This is a genomic window from Neptuniibacter sp. QD37_6 (assembly GCF_047778085.1).
Taxonomy (GTDB): domain Bacteria; phylum Pseudomonadota; class Gammaproteobacteria; order Pseudomonadales; family Balneatricaceae; genus Neptuniibacter.
This window is the reverse complement of the sequence record NZ_CP180550.1, coordinates 577,328-601,919: the sequence shown is the minus strand read 5'-3', so window position 1 is coordinate 601,919 and position 24,592 is coordinate 577,328. Positions and strand designations below refer to the sequence as shown.

Below are 24,592 nucleotides of genomic sequence, written 5' to 3'. Positions count from 1 at the left end.
GGATAAACCGTGACTTACAGGAGTTTTTTCAGACTAATTTATAAGAAAAAATTAGTCCTGACGGTTCATACGGTTTTCAATTAGGTCATCTACTACAGATGGATCTGCAAGTGTAGAAGTATCACCCAAAGCACCGAAATCGTCTTCAGCGATCTTACGAAGGATACGACGCATGATCTTACCAGAACGTGTCTTAGGCATGCCTGGCGCGAATTGAATCAAGTCTGGAGAGGCGATTGGACCGATCTCAGAACGTACGTGCAAACGCAGCTCTTTAAGTAGCTCATCAGACTGCTCGAAACCAGACTGTAGAGTTACGTAAACGTAGATGCCTTGACCCTTAACTTCGTGTGGGTAGCCAACTACTGCTGCTTCAGCAACTGCTTCGTGAGCTACTAGTGCAGACTCAACTTCCGCAGTACCCATACGGTGGCCAGATACGTTGATTACGTCATCTACACGACCCGTGATCCAGTAGTAACCGTCTTCATCACGACGACAACCATCACCAGTAGTGTATACACCTTTGTATGTAGAGAAGTAAGTTTGGATAAAGCGCTCGTGATCACCCCAGATAGAACGAGCCTGAGACGGCCAAGAATCTTTAATTACCAGGTTACCGTCAGTCGCACCTTTCAATTCGTTACCATCAGCATCTAGAAGTGCTGGCTGAATACCGAAGAATGGACGAGATGCTGCACCTGGCTTAGCTGCAGTAGCACCTGGCAGAGGAAGAATCATCATACCGCCAGTTTCAGTCTGCCACCAAGTATCAACGATTGGGCAACGGCCCTGACCGATAATGCGGTGGTACCATTCCCAAGCTTCTGGGTTGATTGGCTCACCTACAGAACCAAGAATACGTAGTGTAGATAGGTCAGAATCACCTAGTACATCTTCACCTTGCTGCATCAAAGCACGGATAGCTGTTGGCGCAGTGTAGAACTGGTTAACTTTGTGTTTTTCAATAACGCGGCCGAAACGGCTGTTATCTGGGTAGCTTGGAACACCTTCAAACATTAGAGAAGTTGCACCGTTAGCTAGTGGTCCGTATACGATGTAAGAGTGACCAGTAACCCAACCTACGTCCGCAGTACACCAGTAGATATCACCTTCTTTGTAGTCGAACGCATACTCGTGAGTCATGGAAGCGTAAACCATGTAACCACCAGTCGTGTGCTTCAGACCTTTTGGCGCACCAGTAGAACCAGACGTGTAAAGAATGAACATTGGATCTTCAGCGTTCATCTCTTCAGCAGGGCAATCAGCAGATGCTTCAGCTACTAGATCTTCGTACCAAACATCAACATTGCTATCCCAAGCAACATCCTGCTCAACGCGCTTAACAACGATTACGCTTTCAACATGCGCTTTAGCTGCATCATGTTCTAGTGCTTTATCTACGTTAGCTTTAAGTGGAACAGACTTGCCTGCACGTAAAGAGTAGTTAGATGTTACAACAACTTTAGACTTCGCACCTTCGATACGAGCTGCTAGAGCTTCAGGAGAGAAACCACCAAATACGATAGAGTGGACAGCACCAATACGAGTACATGCCAACATAGCTACAGCAGCTTCTGGAATCATAGGCATGTAAAGTGTTACAACATCACCTTTTTCCACGCCACGAGCTTTAAGAGCGTTAGAAAACTTACAAACGCGCTCATGAAGATCGCGGTAAGTGATATTTTCAGATTCGCTTGGATCATCACCTTCCCAGATGATAGCAACCTGATCACCACGAGTTTCTAGGTGGCGATCAAGACAGTTGTGAGAAGCGTTCAACGTACCATCTTCGTACCAACGGATATCTACGTTGTGCGGATCGAAAGTAGTGTTTTTAACTTTAGTGTATGGCTTAAACCAATCCAGGCGCTTACCTGCTTCACCCCAGAATGTATCCGGATCGTTAACTGATTGCTCATACATCGCTTCATATTTTTCGTTGTCGATGTGCGCGTTTGCCGCAATCTCCGGACTTACTGGATATACCTTTTCACTCATCGTGATGCCCTTAGCTTGATTGTTTTAGTTCTAAAATAACCCCAGATCGCTCTACTTCAATATTATTATTCTACGAGTCAGTTTGAGGCTTTATATCAGTAACTAGATTTATACAGAAGGGGTAGCAGGGCTCTGAATTAGACATTGGTATATCCGGCGTAAGACCTTAGTCTCTACAAGCTTTTTTTCAAAGCGCGCAAACAAGATCTTTTAACCCTTATTATCGACCAAGCAATTTATCTAAATCCAAGCCTTGCTCACGCATCTTAGCCAGCTTGTATCGCAGAGTACGCGGGCTTATCCCGAGATTTTCCGCCGCTTCTTTACGACTTCCGTGAGTCGCTTTTAGGGCATCAATAATCAGCTGAAATTCCCGCTGGCGAACCCCCTCACCCAACTGTCCTGAAAGATCTTCATCTTGGACAGTTTCTTGATTCACGTCAGGTACAGCCGTCTGCGAAATATCTTCAGGATTGAGCATAAGGTCAGCAACACCGACCTCTGTGCCTGACTGAAGAATCAAAGCTCGCTGCACAACGTTGTCTAATTCACGAACATTACCCGGCCAAGAATAATCAGTCATCAAACGCTTAACATCATCAGATAATGCAACTGAGGTACGCTGCATTTTCTGGCAATACTTACTAAAAAGTCTTTCAGCCAAAGGCACAATATCAGCTGAGCGCTCTCGCAGTGGTTTCCATTGCAATGGAAATACATTAAGGCGATAGAAGAGATCTTCTCTGAATTTACCTTCCGAAACGTAACTATCTAATTTTCGGTTTGTAGTAGCCAATACACGAACATTAAGCTTGATAACTTTACGGCCACCAATGCGTTCGACTTCTTGTTCCTGCAATACCCGAAGTAACTTTGCCTGCAAACCAAGATCCATCTCGGAAATTTCATCAAGCAATAAAGTACCGCCATCAGCCTGCTCAAACTTACCAGGTGCACTTGCATAGGCTCCAGTAAAAGCTCCTTTCTCGTGACCAAACAAAGTAGCTTCGAGCATATTTTCAGGTATTGCTGCGCAGTTAATCGCAATAAAAGGCTTTTTAGCCCGCGAAGAGTGGTTATGGATGTATTGAGCCAAAACTTCTTTACCTGTACCCGACTCTCCTGAAATCAATACGGTAGAGTCAGATGCCGCTACTCGGCGTGCCAACTGAAGCAATTGCTGACTACTAGGCTCTTCCGCAATAGGCTTCTCCATTTCACTCGCTACCGTTTCGCCAACCGCAAATCGGCGTACAGACGATATCAACGCGTCAGAATCAAACGGCTTCATCAAGTAATCAACCGCGCCCGCTTTGATAGCTTCTACAGCTTTACTGACCTGCCCAAACGCAGTGATCAACATAACCGGCAGCGCAGGATAAGTTTCGTGAATTTTATCCAACAACTGATGCCCATCCATGCCAGGCATATTAACATCGGTCACTACCATAGCCACCTGCTGACGCGTCAATATATCCAAAGCAGTTTCAGCATCTTCAGCTTCTAGATACTCAAAACCTGCCAATTCTAATGTATCGCAAAGCGCTTCGCGTAATTCATTATCGTCTTCAACTATTAATATACGATTAGCCATTGCAGATCCTTTAACCCTCTTCCGAAGCAGACGTTATTGCCGGCAAAATTAGACTGGCGACAGTTCCCTGACCCGGCAGAGAATTAAGTAAAAATTGACCATGGTGAGCATGCGCTACGACTTGAGCTACAGCCAAACCCAAACCCGTACCATGTGATTTGGTGGTATAAAACGGCTCAAGGGCACGTTTTAATTCCTCTGCGCCCATTCCTGGGCCTTGATCAACTACATCTATACGCAGCTTTCCTTCTTGATCAGCAAAGCGAACCATTAACTCTGCCCCCTTACCGCAAGCTTGCAGGGCATTCTCGATCAAATTGCTACAAACACCTAAAAGCGCTTCTTTATTACACTGCAAACTATATTCAGGCACAGTATTTACACAGTCACAATCAGCATCATAGTTTACCAATGGCACATCAAGCATATCTTCCAGCTCAGCCATCAGCACTTTAGAACTGATCTGCTCATCCAAACGCATCTCACCACGGGCAAAAATTAGCATATCCCGAACTTGCTGCTCTAAATTGGTTAGGCGTGACTTAGCCTTACTGGCGAATTTCTGACGTTGTTCTTGCAATAGATCCGGGCGATTAAGATGATCGACATAAAGCAAAGCAGCAGAAAGAGGCGTTCTAATTTGATGCGCCAGTGACGCCATCATCCGCCCCATTTCAGACAGACGCTGATAATGAGACAAACGCCCCTGAAGAAGGCGAGTTTCGGTCTGGTCAGTTAACACTACCAATTGACCCGGTTCATTATCCATAGCACGCGTCATCAAACTGACCTTACGACCATCCTTTAACGAAACTTCATGACCGTCGTCATTTTGAGGGGCAAAGCTACGCTCAATTATTTTGAACCACGGCTGCCCTTTGATAGGAGAACCCAACAAGTTTTCGGCTACCGAATTAACTTCTGAAATCACCCCAGAACCATCAATAATAACGACACCAACAGGCATCACGGATAATAGATGTTGAAAGCGATCATTAAGCTGCTGACTATTCTGGCTTTGAGTTGCTTCAAGTTGAGCCAATTTTGCTTTACTAGCAGACAGCTCACTCTCTAATTGCTCTATGCGCTGTAGATACTGTTGTTTACTAGACATATTACTTACGCTGCATCCCATATTTACGCATTTTCTCAACCAAAGTAGTCCGTCGGATATTTAACGTCTCCGCAGCTCGCGCAACTACATTGTCATTTACAGCAAGCGCTTGTTCCAATAACCGCTGCTCGATCGTTTCCAAATGCTTTTTAAGGTCGATCCCATCATCTGGCAACTGATCTAGCCCTATAGAATGTGATGAAAATGCAGCTTCAATGGCGTCAGTATCACCAGCCACTTCATATAGTTCAGGATTAGGTTCGGGAACATTCTGAAACTTAGAAGGCAGCTCTGAAACTCCAACTACACCGTTCGGATAAAGAATCGCCAGACGCTCAATTAAGTTGGAGAGCTCGCGTACATTCCCAGGCCAAGGATGCAATTGTAGGGACGCTATCGCACTATTTTGAAAACGAACGGCATCTAAACCTTGCTCTGGAAGACGGCGTGATAGCTCATCCAATAATAAAGGTAGGTCACCTGCACGCTCTCTTAATGGCGGCATATCTATAGGGAAGACATTTAGACGGTAATATAAATCTTCCCGAAACTCGCCCGTTTCGATCATCTCTTCCAAGTTTTTATGCGTAGCTGCAATCACTCGAATATCAGCATCTAAAGTTTTAGTCCCACCAATGCGCTCGAATTTACGCTCCTGCAGCACTCGCAGAAGCTTCACCTGCATAGGCAGCGGCATATCTCCTATTTCATCTAAAAAGAGTGTTCCTCCTTGAGCCAATTCAAAACGTCCTGGACGACTTGATACAGCCCCAGTAAATGCGCCTTTTTCGTGACCAAAGAGCTCACTTTCAAGAAGATCTGCAGGAATCGCTCCACAGTTAATCGGAACAAACGGGCCATCTTTGCGTACAGAGTGCTCATGCAAGCTGCGAGCAACCACTTCTTTACCTGTGCCCGACTCACCGGTAATCAATACATTTACATCCCGGCCTGCGACTTGAGACATCGACCGCCTTACATTCAGCATCGGCTGACTTATACCTACCAAACCAGAAAAAATGGCCATCTTATTAAGAGAGGTATCATCTGCTCTTAATCTAAATAACTGAGCTCGATGCAAACAATCTAATAATTGTTGATATTTAAACGGTACGGAAAGCTGTCCAACCACACACTGAGCTAAGGAATCAGGAAGTTCTTTAACTTCAGACCATTCATCCAAGGTTACTACTGCAATCGAAGCAAACTTATCTTGAAGATCTTTAACAAGTTTTTCTAATGATATAGGCAACTGACTTTGCCCAAGCAATACCAAGTTGATCTGAGCTACATCGATATCAGCGTTGGATTGAAACCAATCCACAAAGCCGCAAAATTCACACGGCTGATCGAGAAAAGAAAAAGCGGAACTTAAAAGCTCCCGCCGACTTAAATCATCATCTATGACTAAAACCGAAGACATGCCTTACCATTATCCAAAGATACTTGTTAATAGTGGTAATAATTAACCCCTGACGCAAAAATGTCAATAAAATGTCACAAAGAAAAAAACAGAACGCTTTAGTTATTTTTTTGACACAAAAGACACCTACCAACAAAAAAAGGCCGCATATCTGCGGCCTTTTTTTGTAATTACTAACAGCATTACTACTTAATTTTCACCTATTTGAATATCATTCGGCATCTCAGACCAACCCTGTCTGATTTCCAGCATTAGATTCATCACTTCCTGAACCTTTTCAGCATCATTTTCCCGATTAGCTTGCATAACAGAGCGCAGCATATAGTCATAAAGACTATCTAAATTTGCAGCGACCTCTCCGCCCCCTTCAAGGTCAAGACTTCCACGGAGACCTACGATAATCTCTGAAGCCTTATTTAGGTGCAGAGTTCTGTCTTCAATACTATCTCGCTCTATTGCTCCTTTTGCCTTTGCGAGCGCCCCCATGGCACCATCGAACAACATAGAAATAAGCTTGTGAGGACTTGCCGTTTCTATAGTCGCGCGCAGATCAACACTTTGATACTGCTTAAGGGCATTTAAATTAACAGCCATGCAAACACCTTAAAAATTAATTCGAGTACACTTCATTATACTGAATAGTCGGCACAAAGAGAGCTTCCTTTAATGATCTTGCGTCTGATAAGCTACAATTCATTAGACCTTTTATTCCGTAAGCCATTAAATTCAGGGCTAAAACATTCATTAATGCAGAAATTTGGTCGATATAAATATTAAGCATTCATTTGGATAGAAAACATAATGTTCGATGATCAATCAATACTCATTACTGGTGGGACAGGTTCATTCGGCAGAAAGTACACAGAGACCCTTCTAAGTCGTTATAAACCTAAAAAAATCATTATCTATTCAAGGGACGAGCTTAAACAATTTGAAATGCAACAAGAGTTCAATGACCCTTGCATGCGTTACTTTATAGGTGACGTTCGCGATAAGGAAAGACTAAGGCAAGCAATGCAGAATGTAGACTATGTCATTCATGCTGCTGCCTTAAAGCAAGTACCAGCTGCTGAATACAATCCCACTGAATGCATTAAAACAAATATCCATGGTGCAGAAAATGTCATCCGCGCTGCTTTGGATAATGACGTTAAAAAAGTTATTGCTTTATCTACTGATAAAGCAGCAAACCCTATCAATCTTTATGGCGCGACGAAATTAGCTTCCGACAAACTGTTCGTTGCAGCAAATAACATGGCAGGTGGGCATCCTACCCGATTCAGTGTAGTTCGCTATGGAAATGTAGTAGGTTCCAGAGGATCAGTTGTTCCCTTCTTCAAAAAGCTAGTTTGTAATGGCGCCGATACATTGCCAATCACAGATCCCAAGATGACACGTTTCTGGATCACGCTACAGCAAGGTGTAGATTTTGTGCTAACAAACTTTGCAAGAATGAGTGGTGGTGAGATTTTTGTGCCCAAAATACCTTCGGTACGCATCACAGATCTAGCCAAAGCAATGGCACCATCGCTTAAACAAGAGATCATTGGTATCCGCCCTGGCGAAAAAGTACATGAAATAATGTGCCCTTCTGATGATTCTCATTTAACACTGGAATTTGATGATCACTACGTGATTCGACCATCCATTGTCTTCAACGATATAAGTAATGAATTCACAATTAACAATTTAGATGAACAAGGCACACCCGTATCACAAGGGTTTGAATACAATTCGGGTGCGAATGATGAGTTTCTAAATTGCGAACAAATACTTGCGCTGAATAAATCGTTGAATCTATAACATGATCCCATACGGCACCCAATCAATTACAGAAGAAGACATCTCCGCAGTAGTGGAAACATTACGTTCGTCTTATCTCACTCAAGGCCCGAAAGTCACCCAATTCGAAACAGCTCTTGCAGAATATTGTGGAGCTAAATATGCGGCTTGTACAAATAGCGCCACCTCTGCCTTACATATATCCTGTTTAGCGTTAGGATTAACACAAGGAGACTGGCTATGGACCTCTCCAAACTCATTTGTAGCGAGTGCTAATTGTGGACTCTATTGCGGTGCTAAAGTCGACTTTGTAGACATTGAGCCAACCCACTTAAATATATGCCCAGATAAGCTAGAACAAAAATTAATAGCTGCAGAACGAAACGGGTGCCTTCCTAAAGTTATAGTCGTCGTTCACTTTGCAGGTCAGCCTTGTGAGATGAAGACTATTGCCAAACTGGCAAAACAATATAATTTCAAAGTCATTGAAGATGCATCTCATGCGATAGGCTCATCTTACAACAATAATAAAACTGGCAATGGTCATTACAGTGACATTACGGTTTTCAGTTTCCATCCTGTAAAAATAATCACCAGCGCGGAAGGTGGCTGTGCCCTCACCAACTGCTCTAAGATAGACAACAAATTAAAATCATTGCGTAGCCACGGAATCACCCGTGACCTAGATTTAATGAAATCTGATCCAGAAGGTAACTGGGTTTATGAACAACAGGAATTAGGGTTTAACTATAGAATGACCGATCTACAAGCTGCTCTTGGTCTTTCACAACTCTCTCGCCTAGATGATTACATTACCCAACGCCATCACTTAGCTAATGTATATGATGAACGCTTAAAAGAACTTCCGGTTAAGCTACCAGCTCGCAGTACCGATTCCTATTCTGCTTTACACTTGTACCCTATCCAACTGGACTTAGACAGCATTTCATTAAGCCGCGCGCAAGTATTTAATGTTTTAAGAGAACACGACGTTGGTGTAAATGTCCACTACATCCCCATACATTTACAGCCATTTTACAAAAAATTGGGCTTTACTGCCGGCGACTTTCCAAATGCTGAAAAATACTATTCACGAGCATTAACAATCCCCCTGCATCCTAAGCTTCAGCAAAGTGATATTGATTATATTATTTATACTCTTAAGAGGAGCTTAACTTAGATTGAACACACCCTCGCTCAATTTCTACAGAAAGGCTAAGCCGCCCTTGATATTACAAATACTATTCGCAGGTTTACCACCTTTAGGTAGCATATAAGTCATGACCTATGAATACATAGATCGACTAAATAAAGCTCGGTTAAAGCTTGAACAGTTTTCGAAATAAGATCCGCATAACCACTGTTGATGCATATTAATATGTCGCACTCTATTCTTAAGCACAGAGATCACACTCATTATTTACAGTGGCAATCCTCTACCAAAAACTATGTACTTCTCTTCTCTGTCATAATTCATTGAAGAGTTTTCTTCAAAAATAGCCCGTTCGGGAAGATCACTTGAAGGCGCGCCATCCAGATGATGGCTCAACCCATTAAACTCCCACTGTAGAGGAGCAGTATTAATCCAGTGCTTAGGATTCCTCTGCAAATCCATCAAATATGTCAGCGACTTATCCGTCACCCCTAACCAATCTGTAAACATATTTTTAAAGTCAACAGGTTGCCTTTCATAATACTTAACGAGTTGTATAGCTTTTTCCCGTGATAAACGACCATGCCGAATCTCCCTACAGGCATGATCCGTTACTTTTGAATAACCACATTTATACAGTTTTAACTGATCATGAAGATTCATGTAGTTATAACAATCAACAAAATCATAGGTATCGAAAGTTCTGGAAAAAGAACTAGTTTTGTAATTATAAAGTTTAATCATGAGCTCATGTTGAGCTTTAGGGTCCCACCTTACATAATTACCAAGATAGATCCCCCGCACACCGATATCATTCAGATCAGAATTACTTGGGTAACGGTACTGCCAAATATCCTCTTCCGACAATGTGTCAAATACAGACAACAGGTCGTCAGCTTCATGTCCCATTAAATCATGATCTTTTCGGTACCGACGGGTCATCTCAACTTCATGTTCGTGAGAAAACATGCCGACTTGCTCGACACCTTGATGTGCACCCCAAATAATTAAAGGAACTTTATATCTAACTGCCGTTTGCACCGGAAACACTGAATGTCCAGCCAAAATAGGCCAGTAAATACTACCTAGTGATCTCAAAGTTGTCTTAGTAATATTCCTTACCGATTGCGGATTTACATTTTGAAACAATATATCGCAATCAAATGTAATTCTAAGATTTGATAAGTTTCTAATCCCTAAAGGAGTATTAAAATACTTATTGTATGCAACCAGCAACGGATTCATTTTCAGGACATTCTTAACAAGATGAACTATAAAATAAGAATCCTGACCACCGGTAACTGGAATAATACAATCATACTGTCCGGTCGTACTGCGATAATCAGAGACTATTCGCTCAAGCTTAGACCAACGATAATCCCAATCGAGAATATCTTTCTCTTCATGCACCCGACAACCTGAACAAATACCTTCATCATCAAGAACCAAGCCCAATGGGTGCTCTGTGGTATATAAACAGCGTTTACAGAAATCAACTTCACTCATAATTTAACCTAAAGCACTCATCATAATAGGCTGGTCGTAATTGCTCATTCATAGTAATTTCTTTTAACGTCTGTACACTATTTTCTCTATAATTGAGGCTATTACCAACAGCAATAGCAGAGACACGATCCATATCGATATATTGTTTTATCTGCTGCGGCTCAGATAACCCTCCCGTCACAATACAGGAACAAGCTACTTCGGGCAGATATCGAACAATATTCTCGTCAAACCTATTTCGCCCCCCCTGATTTTTCCAGTCAATTATCAGAAACTCTGACACTAACTCGGAAAGGCTTTGCATAACCTCTTCATTTAGTTCGATATCAGTCCCCGACTTATAATCCGTCCATCTCACAGAACAACCATCATAAAAAACAGGTAACGAACCTATAACCGCCTGTTGGCCTATAGCATGTGAAATTTTGCTTACAACATTCACATCTTCGTGCAACAAACTATCGACACAAACCCGGTCAGCTCCAGATTTAATTATCTCTACCGCATCATCAACACCGCGGATACCGCCTGCATATATTAGGGGAGTTGACAGGTTAAGCTTTGCTAGAGAGCGCACTAAGTCAAAATCGGGGCCTGCGTCACATGATGAGCGATCAATTACAGATACCAATATCTCATCTGCTCCCCAGCGATCTAGGTTTTCCACCAGATGCTCAACCTTACCCAAAGGCAAATACTTCCTATAACCGAAGGACTGTACGGCAATATTGTTCTTAACAACAACGGCGCCTATTAATCGCTTTTTAAGCATTACACATTCTCAAAATTAAATTCTTCAGCAAAGCACGCCCTTCTTTCTGGCTTTTTTCAGGGTGGAACTGAAGACCAACTACATGCCCTTGAGCAATAACAGCAGCAATATTATTATCTGCCGTTCTGTATAAAACAGACTTGTCACTTCCTTTAAAGCAGAAGGAATGATTAAAGTAGTAACACCCTCCGATCTCTGGAAGGCACGATGACTGTTTATTGTTGGCTATTATTGAATTCCAACCGATATGCCATTTAGGTTTATCCATGGCCTGAATATGCCCAGGAATCAATCCAAGCCCTTCAGTTTCGCCATATTCAGACGAAGAAGAGGCCAAAAGTTGCATCCCCAAGCAAATACCAATTAAAGGGCGCTTTTTTTGCTCCACTGCGGTCCGAATATACTGCTCAAGTCCCTCTTCACGTAGAGCATCCATTGCCTGAGGAAAAGCACCAACCCCAGGTAGGAGTAATAGGTCTGTACTATCAAGGAGTTCTGTCGAACGCGCCAAAGTTACCCGAAAACCCAAGGCTTTCAGACTATTAACAACTGATGCATGATTTCCAGCCTGATAGTCAATCACGCCAACGTGTATCTTTTTCACAATCCAAAGCCTACTTTAAACTTCCGAGTGATCGAACCGTCCTGTTCGATATGAAACAGGTCTTTATTTACTGAACCATGTACCTGTTTCCAAAACGCTTCAACGGTAATATCAATATACTCACAAAACGTTTCAATATATTCCGCGCTACAGGCTCCATCAAACTGTTCCAACAGAGTGATTCCTGTTTCCCGAGTCATACGTCCGTTACGAATTTCTTCGTTCACATAATCAGAAACTCGACCAAAACCAAATTTATAGTATTTAATCATTTGGTTAAGAGTTACCCAGTCCTCATCTAACGAAGAAACCCCCCAAAGGTCGCCTGTATTTTCAACAGTATCATCTCGAATATCTAAACCGTTTAAGCAGGAATAAGCCGCATTATTAATCAACGACCAATCCCTCCAAAACCACCCCAAATAAATAATCTGAATTCCAGCCTTATCAAACTCCTCTGAAACCGGGTACAGATATGGATCCAACTTATCCCTCTCAAATCCTGCTTCAAGAAGCCAATCTAGCGCACCGCCAGAGACTGTATTCATATATTTCAGATTATTTCCGTCGTAACCAGTTTTACCAACAGTCTTCATATCTCCGAGTTGCAATCCTGGATTTTCTCCCCAGAAAATAATTTTTATCCCGTACTTGATCGCTAACTGCGGCACAGCTGCTAAAATGGCCTGCTCAGAACTTCGAGCCCAGTTAGTGTGCTGAAAAAAGCCCTGTCGAAGCATTTTTTTCCATGTCTGAGGGGATAGGGCAGAAACCACAACATCAAACCCTAATTCAATAAGGTTAGAAACATTATCCACCCCTCTCTCGGTCAACTGTTCTGGAGGGTAGGTAAGACATACCAGTAGAGGCTTCAAACCTAACTTATCCCTAACCCACAACGCCTGTCGGGTACTGTCCTTGCCACCACTTACACCAATAATACAGTCGAAATACTGATCAGGCTTACGTTCATAGCCTTTCAAAAAATCCTGAATTTCTTCCAGTCGATCTTCCCAATCCGCCGCAGCACTTACGGTATGATAGTAATTACAGGCAGGGCAAACACCTTCGGCATCAAAGTAGCTATTTGGCCGAGTATCTGGCTGTAGGCAAGTTTTACAGTACTTCATATATGTCTCGAATTTGGATTATATTCTCATAAGGTAACCGACAAGGCTTACCCCAAGGGGGAATTGTGGAGAAAGTGTCTTTTCCAGCAGATAATGCAACAACCATTGCGAATGTTTCGCAACCAACAACCCAATCAGCCCACCCAATTAGGCTATAAAGCTCCTCATCATACGCGATCTCGATACTATATTTCCCATACTCTCCGACATAACCTTTATATTTATCTGTCGGCTCAGACGGATGAGGCTTGAGAATAATTTTGTATTCAGATGCAGCCTTTAATGATGCTAAATACTGTAAAAAGTACTCTAATGCATCAAACTCCCCTGAATCAGTTCCCCAATAATTACCAATAGGCTCAAGGAGATAAAGAACGTTTTTTATCCCATTATGAGTATCTTCATCATTGGATAGTGTCCGAATACGCTCTACAAGGCTATTCAGATAATAATTTTCAATCTGGCGCACACAGACTTCTGGGAAGCAATTCAGTGCCTTTTCCTGAGCATAAGCATCACATACCCATATTTCATCTGGCAAAATACGTTGACCATCTCGCTCAAAACGAATTGGATAGTTCACCCAATGATCAATAATGGCAATCGAAGTAATTCCCTGTTGCCTAGCATAATGCCTAGCATCGTATTCCAAGCTGCTCCCTGCACCAGTGCCAGAAAGCAATAGATCTGATTTTTTAATCATCGATTGCAAATCATAAGCGCAATACTTCGCCGCAGGAAACAATTGGCGAAAAATATGCTCAGCTGGTCCTGCAACATAAAATAAAAATTTATGCCATTCGCTTCGATCAACCTCATCCTTTAACCAGAAGGCAAGAAGGTTAGCGGCACCAGCATCATGAGCAACAACAGCGATACTCTTCAGAGATGAAAAGTCATAACCACTCAAGTACGAAATCTCGCGAATAAGTGAATATCAACTGCTTGGTCGCCTATAAGGAAATGCTTCTCTCTCACACCCTCCAGATGCATTCCACTACGTTTCATCACCTCAACCATTCCTTTATTTGTAGCCAGGGTACCTCCTGTGACTTTACGCACTCCTCTATCAACAAATAAAAACTCCATCATCAAAGTCCAGGCTTCTTGACCGAAACCTTGCCCCCAAAAGGCTTTATTTCCAATCATAATACCAATATCAGCAACAAGGTGACGTGTGTCCACATAGGCATTAACCGAACCGAGTAACCCACCTGTTTCTGCATGGACGATTTTAAAAAGTTCATTCTCAGTTCCAGTAAAGCTTTTTACGTAGGCCCTACTAGACTCAAGGCTATGTTCTCTGAACCGCTGGTTACTGAACTTCACGACAGCAGGATCATTCAGCCAACTAACATATTCTGGGGTAATATCACCATCTTCAAACTCAGTTAATATAAGCCGGGGACCAGTAATCACTTTTGTATCAGTCATCAACTAATTTATCCAAGTTATCCCAAACTTTCTTAAATGCTTGAATAATAAGTTCTATTTCTGAATATTGCATCTCATGCAAGCACATCAAGAAACCTAAATAGCTAGTATCATGCAGGTCTTCAGCAACCGGACAAATACCTTTCTCATAAGACACCTCCCGACTAGTGACATCCGAACGCCAAGGAAAGCCATTTGAACCGTAAGCTACCTTTTTTTGATATAAAGGTAATAGATGAAGATTGGCGAACTTTGTACTAAGCCCTTCTACACCTTCAGCAACAAGCGCTTCAAATATTTTATTTCGACTTACACCGGTGACTTCCGGATCAATCATCATTTTATAAACATAATACACATGAGTGCAGTCTTTACGGGTAACAGGCAACTTTAAGCCTTTAAGACCAGACAAACCTTCAGACAATTGATCAGCGGCGACCTGTCTACTCTTGATCAAAGGGTCTAGTTTTTTCAGTTGTTCAATACCGATTGCACACTCTATTTCTCCTAGACGGAAGTTATGCCCAAGCATGTTCACCAGATTAGTGACACCCTTATCTTCCACTACCGCTTCCGCATGATTTCGAATCAGACGCATACGGTCTGCAAGCTCATCATCATTGGTGACCAGAACACCACCCTCTCCGGTATGGATGTGCTTATGATAATTAAGACTGTAACCACCGATATCAGCAAGGGTACCCGCTAACTTACCTTTATATAGAGCACCCGGAGCCTGAGCCGTATCTGAAATAATTTTCAAACCATGTTTATCAGCAATTTCTCGCAATGCATCCAAATCAGCAGATTGTCCACCGATGTCGATTGCCATAATTGCCTTAGTCCTTGGCGATATGCACTTCTCTACAGCCACAGGATCCAGACAGAAAGTATCATTCTCAATATCCGCAAATACCGGGATAGCATTCCAATGCAGAATAGCCGTTGCACTCGCACACATTGTCCATGGACTGACAATAACCTCATCACCTGGCTCAACCCCTAATGCGCCTACTGCTGCGACCAATCCAGATGTCCATGAGTTAACTGTAATAGCATGTTTGACACCGAAATAGGTTTCACACTGCCTTTCAAACTCCTGTACCTTAGGCCCACCATAGAAATCATCACTCCAGCACCCAAGGTATTGAGACAACACACCACTGGAAACCACCTCACTAGCAGCCTTAACCTCTTCTTCCCCAATGGGCGAGTAGCGTGCAAACTTTTCTTTAATAGTTTTTTCACCTCCATGTAAAGCCAACACCGAGCCAAAATCCTGATTACTCATAAAGCTTATTTACCCGTTCTAAAACTTCTAATGTTTTAATAGCAGTTTCAACATCACATATAGATGATGATTTACTCTCTAACGCATTCGCTAGGTGCTCAGTCACACCTTTCTGTAAAAAATTAAAAGAATCTGGATAAAAATCACCTTCGCTAGAAAGTACTTTATACCCAGAAAACAGCGAATCGCAGTCTATGCCAAACCGACTAACCAATTTCCCTCCTCCTTGATATAAGATCCGTCCGTTTGCAGAAAAAAGCTCAAGGGAATTATGAAAATAATTACGTTCATCCAAACCCATAAATACAATTTCGGCCTGATCAAACTTGAGCATAAAGGAGGGAGAGCTATCTTCGTCTCTGTGAACCACGCTACTCATTCCTTCTATCGATGTAACCTTTCCAAACCAAAACTGCAGCAGATTTACAAAGTGTGAGGCACTGTTAAAAAGCCCCTTTGAGTACCAGACCACACCTTTGAAAGGAGAGACTATTTCCTTTGAGGAAATCTGTTTCTTAAGCCTAAGAACCGCAGGATCACATAAGCGCATATAGTTCACATAAAACTGAATCTGCTTCCTGCCAGCTTTTTCTGCTACTATGCGAGCCTCAACACTACTTTCAGTGAAAGGTTTCTCACACAACACCGCTAATGGCTGCATACAGTCAAGAACTTCATTACAAACTTCAAAGTGATATTGAGTCGGCACAGCAATAACCACCACATCGACATCCTTATCAGGCAATTCGCTGATAGATTTATATGCTGAGCAATCATAACGTTTAGAAAAACGATCCTGTTTTTCCTGATCCCTATCAATGCCCGCCACAATTTCAAAATTATCACTCTGAGCAAACGAGGAGGCATGAGTAACTAATAGCTCTTCAGGCGAAGCATCAATATCATACCCCATGCCTATCTGACCAAGCCCTATGATCAAAACCTTAAATTTGGCAACCATTTACTTAAGCAACCCGCTTAAACAAATAATTTCAGCATTCACACCCAAATCACAAAGATACTGTTTGATTTCCTCTTCATAAGCCAAGGTAAATAGAAAAATCACATCCGGTTGATTCTTCACCAACGTTTCTGAGTGTTTAATCTCAACACCCGCAACTGATATACCAGACTTTTTCTCATCTATATCAAAAATCCCAACTACTTCAGCCTCGCAAATTTTTGTGTCCTGCAAAGCAGCAAACGTCAAGTGACTAGCAGGATACAGTCCTACTTTTGTATCTTCAGCATTAGTTTCTACCCAAGTATTAATGAAATGATTCACACGATCATATGTCTTGGAATAAAAGTCATGGAAATGAGATTTCGTATCGGATAATGATGGCGGGGCTTTCTTGGCTAAGACCCTCAATACTCTATTTTTAGTCGCAGGATCATTATCGCTAATACTTTTTTCCAGCGATTCTACGATCCACCCTCTACGAGAGAGAAATTGAGTAAGATTATTAACATTAAACTGGTTCAGATGCTCAAACATCAAAGGATCTGTAGATTCATCCATCCAGCTCCAATCGGGCACTTCAACAAACAACAGTCCCTGATCTGAAGTTATGGAAGAGATATAATCGAGGAAATTATCTATATCGTGAATATGCTCCAGTACATGCCTAATAACAACTAGATCCAGCTCTATACTTTTATCTAGCGAGTTAAAATCCGAAAGGCCATCGATACTGGATAATACTTGATTTGCTTCGTCACTGAGTTCTACAAAATAAGTTTTACACTTATGCTCATCATGCAAGTACCTTAAAAATGCCCCTGCATGGGCACCAATTTCAAGTACTGACTTTCCCTCTAGAGAGATTGTCTTAGATAAAAAAGCTCCCTGCCTAAAATTCTGATCTATTTCATATTCAGTTGGTTCCCTACGCCGTAACATAGGACTATTTTCATAGTAACGATTTAAAAAGTCATCGCCGACATAATTAGCCTGAAAAATAAAACCACAATCAGCACAGTATGAATAATCAATATCGACCGTTTCATCGAGATTGATTAAAAAATAACTTTTATGCTTTGACAAACTGTTGATATTTTCAGACAAACAACACTTACACTGCGTAATATCCTGCATTTTAAATCGCTGCCCTCACTAATCTCACGACTTTATCTACCAACGACAAATCGGGAGAGACAATCAATCCGTTAATCTCTTCCGTTTGACCATCAAAACACACCTTTTCACCATTAATGTCATGAAGGTGATAACCGAGCTCATTTGCTATTACTGCAACAGGAGCCAAATCCCAGTCCCTGACAATGACATCTTTAACAAATAGATCGGCCTCACCAGTACATACCAGTACAGACTTCAATCCCAGACTGCCGCACTCAACATAATGCTCAAGACTTAAAGTATCGTAGAGAAGCTTTGCAACACCATGAGGTTCTGGCGTGTTATCAATAATCGAACGTATAGGTTTATCTTTTCGAGCAGGCTTCACAGGCTGACCATTATAAGTCGCCCCCTTGCCTCGTTGCCCAACCCAAAGACCTTTTCGCTCCGGCGCATAGATGACACCAAAAATCGGCTGCCCATTATCAATCAGAGCAACCTGACAGACATATCCAGAAAAGCCATGATACCAACTAGCAGTACCATCAATAGGATCTATAAGCCAATAGCGTTCACCTCGCTGCCTAACCTCATCTTCCTCAGAAACGACCGAAATATCTCTGGTTATATCTGCTAAACCCGCAACAATCAGGTCATGGGCCATACTATCAGCGTGGGTTTTAAACTTATGTTTATCAGTAATGTCTGAAAACTCATCAGACTTACGCCATCTCTTTATCTCATTACCAGTATTAACAACTAGAGAAACAATCCTTTCAAACTCTATCATTCAAAGCCTCTAACGATTGCGTAAAGCTGCTTTTCAACACAACACCAAATTCAGCCATCTTCTCCAAAATAAACTCAAAGTCCTTATGTATTACTTCATAACTAATATTTGTCGCATACATATCAGCAGCCAGATTAACAAGGCGATTAACTGACATTTTCTCCGCATAACCAACATTAACCGGAACAAAGCCTTCGCTATACTTCAACATAACAAACTGTTCAATAACATTTGCAGCATCAATGACATCCATCGCGGCCCACATAACAGGCTTATCCGGCAGGGAAAGCTCCCTCTGATGCTTTAGAGCATATAACAAATTGTGTACCAAGCCCGCTTTACGATCGCTTCCGTACAACCCTGGTAATCGAAGAGCCACACCCAAGACACCAGCCTCGGCCAGTAACGCTTCACACTGAAGCTTACTGGTACCATAAGCGCTTAAATCACCACCTGCCTGATTTTCAGAACATGGCATACCCAGAGCATCATCATAAACAGCCATAGAAGAGATAAAAATGACTGGACAGTTTGCCGCATTGATTAACACTTTAACCATTGAGGTATTACGATCAATCACGGTTTCACTGAGGTAGTCTGCCTCACGCTTAGGTACCTCAGCAGCACAGTGAACAACAATATCCGGGGTAACTTGTTTAAACACTAGATTTACTGCATCCTGATCCAGCAAATCACAAAAAACCCTTCCACCATAGCTGTGAGTCATCGCATACAGATCTACAGAAGAGTTTGTAGCCAATCGTCGGCTTAATTCAGCACCCAGAAAACCAGCAGCTCCGGTTACCAGAACCCGCATCACAGTTTATCCCAAGTCACCCACTGATCAGCTCTAATATCTTCCTTCGCAATACGCCCTACCACGTGCTTACGCATTGCAGGAGCAATACCCAGACCTGGGCGTTTGATAACAAGCATCTCTTCAGTAATCACTTCACCAGCTGCTATATTTATTTTGGCATGTAGGCTACGCTGTCCCTTTTCAGCCATTTCCATTTCTTCTTCTCTGGGGCCTGCTTTAATTCCATCACCCATACCTGATTCGACTGCTCTGATCTTTCTAACCATCTCAGAAAAGCCTTTAGGTTCAATTGCAAATGCATGATCAGGCCCCGGTAAAGAGCGATCCAGAGTAAAATGTTTCTCGATAACTTTCGCTCCCAGTGCGACAGCGGCAATACAAATATGATCACCTTCGGTATGATCTGAATAGCCCGCATGCAAGCCAAAAGTATCCTTCAAAGTTACTATCGCCTTTAAATTACTCAATGCGTCGGGCGCTGGGTACAGCGAGGTACACTGCAATAGAATAATATCGTTATTGCCTGCTGCTTTTGCAGCATCCACAGCAATCTGGATATCCATCCACGTTGCCATCCCAGTCGACAGGATGATCGGCTTTCCGACAGCAGCCATTTCAGTAATTAATCGATCATCTGTCAGATCAAAGGAAGCAACTTTGTAAGCTGGTACATCTAATTCAGCCAATTCAGCAATGGCTTCGCTATCACAAGGAGAGGAAAAAAAATCAACACCGCAACTTTCTGCATACGCTTTTAGTTGTTTCTGCCAACTTCGATCCAGCTCTAGCGACTCAATCAATTCATGTGTATCTTGGCCGTCCAGATAACTGAACCCTGGGGCAAACTTAGAATAATGTTCTTTTGCTTTAAACGTCTGAAACTTAACAGCATCTGCGCCTGCATCCGCTGCGGCCTTAATTAAGTCACAAGCCATGTCATAACTATGGTTATGATTAGATCCAATTTCAGCAATAATGTAGCAAGGCTCACCATCACCAATAAGCCGACTGCCTATTTCTATATTGTTCAGCATTGTAAGCACCTACTGCTAGTAATGTGTAATCGAATTAACCCAGTGTCGCTCCAAACGACATCCCGATCTTTCTGAAGCGCGGCCAATAAAGGTTGCACTATGATTATCAAACAACTCAAATGGATCTACGCCCGACGCCAACACCAAGCCAAAAGTTGTTGATATTCTTGGATTTATTTCAAATGGGTACACAATACCATCAGAACTGAGAATAAGCTGAATATTATAAGTCCCACTCCCACCACCTAACATATGTAAGCGCTGACAGGCAGCAATCACATTCTGATCGTACTCAGTCTCAGCGGAAATGGTGATACCCTTCTTTGAGAAAACCTTGACAGGAATAATTTCATGTAAAGCTCCCTGAGATGAAGAAACGACTTGGACAGTATATTCAACGCCTTCAGCTTTCTCCTGAACAATAAAGTCGTCTAACCGCCCAGTAAACTTCCTCGAGAAGTAATCAAGGTCATCATCATTATCTAAAACAAAAACATCTCTGGATCCGCGACCTGTACGAGGTTTTAAAATACTCGGGAAGGGAATATCAACCGTATGATCTGATAGCAATTTAGTTATCGGCATCAAAGCATTAGCCTTAAAATGCTCCACCATTTGAAACTTATCCAACATCATACGGATAAAACTAGCTTCAGGCATAAACATCCGAGTACCGCTAAATAAGCCGACATTTTCTGCCAGAAAAGATAATTCTTCGTCAACAGCCGATACCAGCAGGTCAATATCTAACTTTAGACAGACACTGACCAACTCTTGCAGAAAGTCATCATCACCGGCGAAGGGAATTTTCACACAGCGTGTATCTGGAATATCTCGACTAATTCGAGCCAAATCTGCATCAGCAAAAAATAAAGAATACTTATCTGAAAACAGCTTCCATATTAATTCAGCCCCAGCCCCCCCTGCGCCTGTTATGAGAATCGACCGCATATCAATCATCCTTAGAACGAAGACTTATCCTTAGCTGGTATTCCTTGCCAAGGTGCCGAAAAAAAACTGGGTATCGTTCATTATCAGCAACTCTAAAAGCATTAAACAATTCAAGGAGAGTCCGTTCGGGGTCAACTTCACTATCATCAGCAGAACGTCTTGGATAATAACTGGACTCCCCTATCTGAGGCTCTCCATTCTCCCGCAAAGTTTCAAAGTTGAGTAAAAACGTCTCAACAAGTTTCAACGTTTCTTTAGCCTGTTTTTGTCGTAACTCCTCAACCAGCTCCGTGCCCTCAAGTGAAATAAATGAACGCAGATAAACAACACCCGAATCAACTTTTTCATCGGCCTCAAGCAAGCAAATTGGAATCTTACGTTTACCTTCTAAGACCTGCCAAGTCATGGGAGACCACCCGCGTCCTCTCGGAAGATCACTCTCATGCACGACAACACAATGATTAAACCCTGCCCGTTTATGCTCAGGCACCATCTGCCCGCACCCCAACAGGAAACATATATCACCACATCCTAGCTCAGCCACCTTATGAACCCAATGAACAACATGTCCATTATTAACTGCAGACTGACACAAATCTTCAAGATAATGGTTTATCCAGCTACTTTCATCACTCAGTATCCAAATATTCATCTACACACAAACCCCCATCAGCACGTCCGCAACTCTATCGCATCCTAAACCATCAACTACTCTCTGACCTTCAACAGACATGTTGAATAACTTATCCGGCTGGAGTGCAAATTCAGACACGGCAGCAAAGAAATCTTGCTCGACAACTTGATTACTAACCCCTAAATGAATAGCAAGACCTAACTCATCTAGGGCTTTGCTGATGAACTCTTGATTCTCTGCCACAGAAACGATTACAGAAGGCACTCCCAAGCACAACCTCTCCCAAGACGTAGCCCCACCTGCACCAATCATTAAATCCGTGTCAAACATCAAGTTAGATAAACTCTTCTGAGGCTCAAGTACGACTGTATTAGGTCTCAATTGAGCCTGTCGAAGTAATTCCTGTTTATGCGGTGGATCATTAGCACCAACTACTATACAGACCTCTATATCTTCAAATTTAGTATCTGATAAAGCTTTCAAAGCCATACTAGATAAATTATCTGGATCAACCCCGCCAAAATAAACTAGCACCTTGTTAAGCTTAGAAGAATACGTTGTTTCCAACTGTCGTAGCTGCATGTACTCATCAGCTAATAATGCATAACTAGGTCCAAAAAAACACTGGCATTGAGAGGGGATCAGGGCATCATAACGCTCTTTACTAGCAGACAGATTTTGATCAAGTAAAAAATCGCAATCATGGGATCGGTTATTCAGATCATCAATAGCCATAATACGACCTACATGAGGCCTAAGCAGCATCTCCCACTGAGCACTTAGAGAATAATGATCAACAATTAGAAGGTCTGGTCTAAAATCAAATAAAGCCTTAATAGACTCTTGTGCATCCTTCTCCTGACTAACTCCAAGCCATGCATCATAAGAATCGGCAGTAGAAGCCACAACAGAAGGAGTCGCTAAAGGGCGTACTTCAAAGCCATCCTTTTCTACAAAGGTAATTAAATTTCCATGGTGCTCTCGACATATAAAAAGCACCTTAACGCCTCTCTGTTTAAGCTTTAAAGCTAACGTTCGGCACCTAATAAGATGTCCGCTCCCCATAGCACTCGAAGCATCAACCCTAACTACTACTTTCATGCAAGCATTCGCCCAAGAATATATGCCTCGGCCGCTTCAACACCTACAGTTGCACCTCGCCAATGACACAAAGCATCAATTGCTTTGGCAGAACGAGCGTGGGGCCACTCTCGCATTTCCAGTGCATATGCCTCTAACGCCTCCTGCTTCTTCTCAAGAAAACTGCCAGAGATGTCAATAAAGTAATTAGGCACAAATGCATGGCCATCCCCAGGAGAGCGCCATTCTGTACTAGAAGCCACCTCAAAGAAGAGTAAATTCTTAACACTGTGGCCTGGTGTAGGTCTGCAAGCAGTTACCACTGCCTCATGCACCAATCGATGATCGATATTCAAGTCACCTGAGTGATGTGTAATTACTGTATGAGGTCGTAGCTGACTTATATAGCGCTCTATCAACTGTACAATTTCTAACAGAGGAACAGTATCTAACCTGTTGTCAGGGAACTGTCCGGTAAAAACTACTTCATATCCCAAAATTGCAGAAGCCGCCGCTAAAGCCTCTAACCTTGCTGACAGCGCACTGTCTGCTGCACTGTCAGACCTCGAAGATACGCCATCAGCAATAAACATAACTTTGACTGGCACACCTTCACTGACATACTTTGCTATAGTCCCTCCACAGCCCAAAACTTCATCATCGGGATGTGCAGCAACGACCAACACAGTCATTCTTTGATCTCCAGCGATTCCAAACCAACGAACATTAACTCAGCCCTACGCCAGTCATCATTCGTATCAATATCCTGAACGCGCCAAGCGGGTATTCTCAACGCATAGGTATCTCGGGTAAAAAACGGCTTTAGCTCTAGCCAAGCTGCCGCCTTACCCCAGTAAAACTGCCCAGCATCATGTAAGGCTTCAGGCAAATCCTGTGAACGGCTAGCAAATTTATCCGGATAGAACATTTCTATACTGCCATCATCATACTGCTGAAAAGACCTAAAGATAGGAGCATTGAACTCACAAGCTGGAATTACATAGGACCAACCATTTACCAATTCTTGGTAAGCTTGCTGAAGATCGTCAGAACGAGCAAAAGGGGCTGTCGCATAAACACAGCAAACATCGTCTACTTGATGACCTTCGTTCTGAATAAATTGAATAGCATGCTGGACAACTTCAGCAGTACCCGTGAAATCATCGGAAATATCTGCAGGGCGTATAAAAGGAACTTCTGCACCATACTCTGATGCGATTTCAGCGATTTCTCTATCATCTGTAGACACAACAATTCTGTCAAATAAACCTGAACGCTGAGCTGCTTCAATCGACCAAGCTATCATCGGCTTTCCAGCAAAGGGCTTAATATTCTTACGAGGAATTCTTTTACTTCCTCCACGAGCAGGAATAACAGCCAATTTCATCTACACCGG

24 protein-coding genes are annotated in these 24,592 nt (G+C 42.4%); 2 read left to right on the top strand and 22 right to left on the bottom strand.

The genetic code is table 11. From position 1 onward, the window contains the following. Nucleotides 1-51: 51 nt before the first annotated feature. The 5 genes from acs to fliS all read right to left on the bottom strand — a co-directional run bounded on the left by acs (nucleotide 52) and on the right by fliS (nucleotide 6,729). Nucleotides 52-2,004: an acetate--CoA ligase gene (gene acs / locus ACMXYO_RS02625; RefSeq protein WP_415886903.1), complete on the bottom strand. Its 1,953-nt coding sequence runs from the start codon at nucleotides 2,002-2,004 to the stop codon at nucleotides 52-54. A 220-nt stretch (nucleotides 2,005-2,224) separates the two neighbouring features. Then, on the bottom strand, nucleotides 2,225-3,598 hold the full coding sequence (locus ACMXYO_RS02620; protein ID WP_415886901.1) for a sigma-54-dependent transcriptional regulator: 1,374 nt from the start codon (nucleotides 3,596-3,598) through the stop codon (nucleotides 2,225-2,227). A gap of 10 nt (nucleotides 3,599-3,608) precedes the next feature. Further along, a complete protein-coding gene (locus ACMXYO_RS02615; RefSeq protein WP_415886900.1) occupies nucleotides 3,609-4,712 on the bottom strand; it encodes a sensor histidine kinase in 1,104 nt (367 codons plus the stop codon). A gap of 1 nt (nucleotide 4,713) precedes the next feature. Continuing rightward, complete coding sequence (locus ACMXYO_RS02610) at nucleotides 4,714-6,135, bottom strand: sigma-54 dependent transcriptional regulator (protein WP_415886899.1); 1,422 nt, start codon at nucleotides 6,133-6,135, stop codon at nucleotides 4,714-4,716. A gap of 189 nt (nucleotides 6,136-6,324) precedes the next feature. Further along, complete coding sequence (fliS, locus tag ACMXYO_RS02605; RefSeq protein WP_415886898.1) at nucleotides 6,325-6,729, bottom strand: flagellar export chaperone FliS; 405 nt, start codon at nucleotides 6,727-6,729, stop codon at nucleotides 6,325-6,327. A gap of 207 nt (nucleotides 6,730-6,936) precedes the next feature. Between fliS and pseB the strand changes: the two genes are divergently transcribed. Further along, nucleotides 6,937-7,938 carry a UDP-N-acetylglucosamine 4,6-dehydratase (inverting) gene (gene pseB / locus ACMXYO_RS02600; protein WP_415886897.1) on the top strand — a complete coding sequence of 334 codons (1,002 nt, stop codon included), beginning with the start codon at nucleotides 6,937-6,939 and terminating at the stop codon, nucleotides 7,936-7,938. 1 nt (nucleotide 7,939) lies between these two features. Beyond that, nucleotides 7,940-9,097 carry a UDP-4-amino-4,6-dideoxy-N-acetyl-beta-L-altrosamine transaminase gene (gene pseC / locus ACMXYO_RS02595; RefSeq protein WP_415886896.1) on the top strand — a complete coding sequence of 386 codons (1,158 nt, stop codon included), beginning with the start codon at nucleotides 7,940-7,942 and terminating at the stop codon, nucleotides 9,095-9,097. Nucleotides 9,098-9,337: 240 nt separating this feature from the next. Here the strand turns inward: pseC and ACMXYO_RS02590 are convergent, their stop codons facing one another. From ACMXYO_RS02590 to pseF, 17 genes are read right to left on the bottom strand one after another with little or no spacing between them, the layout of a single operon-like run. Then, a complete protein-coding gene (locus tag ACMXYO_RS02590; protein WP_415886895.1) occupies nucleotides 9,338-10,576 on the bottom strand; it encodes an N-acetyl sugar amidotransferase in 1,239 nt (412 codons plus the stop codon). Beyond that, nucleotides 10,569-11,348 carry a HisA/HisF-related TIM barrel protein gene (locus ACMXYO_RS02585; RefSeq protein ID WP_415886894.1) on the bottom strand — a complete coding sequence of 260 codons (780 nt, stop codon included), beginning with the start codon at nucleotides 11,346-11,348 and terminating at the stop codon, nucleotides 10,569-10,571. Before ACMXYO_RS02585 ends, ACMXYO_RS02590 begins: the two co-directional genes overlap by 8 nt. Beyond that, the gene (gene hisH, locus ACMXYO_RS02580) at nucleotides 11,341-11,952 is read right to left on the bottom strand and encodes an imidazole glycerol phosphate synthase subunit HisH (RefSeq protein ID WP_415886892.1); all 612 of its coding nucleotides are present in this window, start codon (nucleotides 11,950-11,952) and stop codon (nucleotides 11,341-11,343) included. Before hisH ends, ACMXYO_RS02585 begins: the two co-directional genes overlap by 8 nt. Continuing rightward, nucleotides 11,949-13,082, bottom strand: coding sequence for an N-acetyl sugar amidotransferase (locus ACMXYO_RS02575; protein ID WP_415886891.1), 1,134 nt, complete (start codon nucleotides 13,080-13,082; stop codon nucleotides 11,949-11,951). Before ACMXYO_RS02575 ends, hisH begins: the two co-directional genes overlap by 4 nt. Beyond that, nucleotides 13,069-13,992, bottom strand: coding sequence for a hypothetical protein (locus ACMXYO_RS02570; RefSeq protein ID WP_415886890.1), 924 nt, complete (start codon nucleotides 13,990-13,992; stop codon nucleotides 13,069-13,071). The genes ACMXYO_RS02575 and ACMXYO_RS02570 overlap by 14 nt, the downstream gene beginning before the upstream one ends. Then, nucleotides 13,989-14,516, bottom strand: coding sequence for a GNAT family N-acetyltransferase (locus ACMXYO_RS02565; protein ID WP_415886889.1), 528 nt, complete (start codon nucleotides 14,514-14,516; stop codon nucleotides 13,989-13,991). Before ACMXYO_RS02565 ends, ACMXYO_RS02570 begins: the two co-directional genes overlap by 4 nt. Then, nucleotides 14,509-15,807, bottom strand: coding sequence for a DegT/DnrJ/EryC1/StrS family aminotransferase (locus tag ACMXYO_RS02560; protein WP_415886888.1), 1,299 nt, complete (start codon nucleotides 15,805-15,807; stop codon nucleotides 14,509-14,511). The genes ACMXYO_RS02565 and ACMXYO_RS02560 overlap by 8 nt, the downstream gene beginning before the upstream one ends. Further along, complete coding sequence (locus ACMXYO_RS02555) at nucleotides 15,800-16,768, bottom strand: Gfo/Idh/MocA family protein (protein WP_415886887.1); 969 nt, start codon at nucleotides 16,766-16,768, stop codon at nucleotides 15,800-15,802. The genes ACMXYO_RS02560 and ACMXYO_RS02555 overlap by 8 nt, the downstream gene beginning before the upstream one ends. Next, nucleotides 16,769-17,875 (bottom strand): methyltransferase domain-containing protein, encoded by a 1,107-nt coding sequence (locus tag ACMXYO_RS02550; RefSeq protein ID WP_415886886.1) that lies wholly within the window; start codon nucleotides 17,873-17,875, stop codon nucleotides 16,769-16,771. Nucleotides 17,876-17,906: 31 nt separating this feature from the next. Beyond that, a complete protein-coding gene (locus ACMXYO_RS02545; protein ID WP_415886884.1) occupies nucleotides 17,907-18,677 on the bottom strand; it encodes a 3'(2'),5'-bisphosphate nucleotidase CysQ family protein in 771 nt (256 codons plus the stop codon). Then, nucleotides 18,664-19,494, bottom strand: coding sequence for an NAD-dependent epimerase/dehydratase family protein (locus ACMXYO_RS02540; protein WP_415888063.1), 831 nt, complete (start codon nucleotides 19,492-19,494; stop codon nucleotides 18,664-18,666). The genes ACMXYO_RS02545 and ACMXYO_RS02540 overlap by 14 nt, the downstream gene beginning before the upstream one ends. Then, on the bottom strand, nucleotides 19,494-20,531 hold the full coding sequence (locus tag ACMXYO_RS02535) for an N-acetylneuraminate synthase family protein (RefSeq protein ID WP_415886883.1): 1,038 nt from the start codon (nucleotides 20,529-20,531) through the stop codon (nucleotides 19,494-19,496). The genes ACMXYO_RS02540 and ACMXYO_RS02535 overlap by 1 nt, the downstream gene beginning before the upstream one ends. A gap of 15 nt (nucleotides 20,532-20,546) precedes the next feature. Beyond that, nucleotides 20,547-21,482 carry an ATP-grasp domain-containing protein gene (locus ACMXYO_RS02530; protein ID WP_415886882.1) on the bottom strand — a complete coding sequence of 312 codons (936 nt, stop codon included), beginning with the start codon at nucleotides 21,480-21,482 and terminating at the stop codon, nucleotides 20,547-20,549. Between the two features lies 1 nt (nucleotide 21,483). Beyond that, complete coding sequence (locus ACMXYO_RS02525) at nucleotides 21,484-22,134, bottom strand: formyltransferase family protein (RefSeq protein WP_415886880.1); 651 nt, start codon at nucleotides 22,132-22,134, stop codon at nucleotides 21,484-21,486. After that, nucleotides 22,135-23,181, bottom strand: a complete 1,047-nt coding sequence (pseG, locus tag ACMXYO_RS02520) for a UDP-2,4-diacetamido-2,4,6-trideoxy-beta-L-altropyranose hydrolase (RefSeq protein WP_415888062.1) — start codon at nucleotides 23,179-23,181, stop codon at nucleotides 22,135-22,137. A gap of 32 nt (nucleotides 23,182-23,213) precedes the next feature. Beyond that, nucleotides 23,214-23,888: a PIG-L deacetylase family protein gene (locus ACMXYO_RS02515; protein ID WP_415886879.1), complete on the bottom strand. Its 675-nt coding sequence runs from the start codon at nucleotides 23,886-23,888 to the stop codon at nucleotides 23,214-23,216. Beyond that, nucleotides 23,885-24,583: a pseudaminic acid cytidylyltransferase gene (gene pseF / locus ACMXYO_RS02510; protein ID WP_415886878.1), complete on the bottom strand. Its 699-nt coding sequence runs from the start codon at nucleotides 24,581-24,583 to the stop codon at nucleotides 23,885-23,887. The genes ACMXYO_RS02515 and pseF overlap by 4 nt, the downstream gene beginning before the upstream one ends. Nucleotides 24,584-24,592 lie beyond the last annotated feature (9 nt).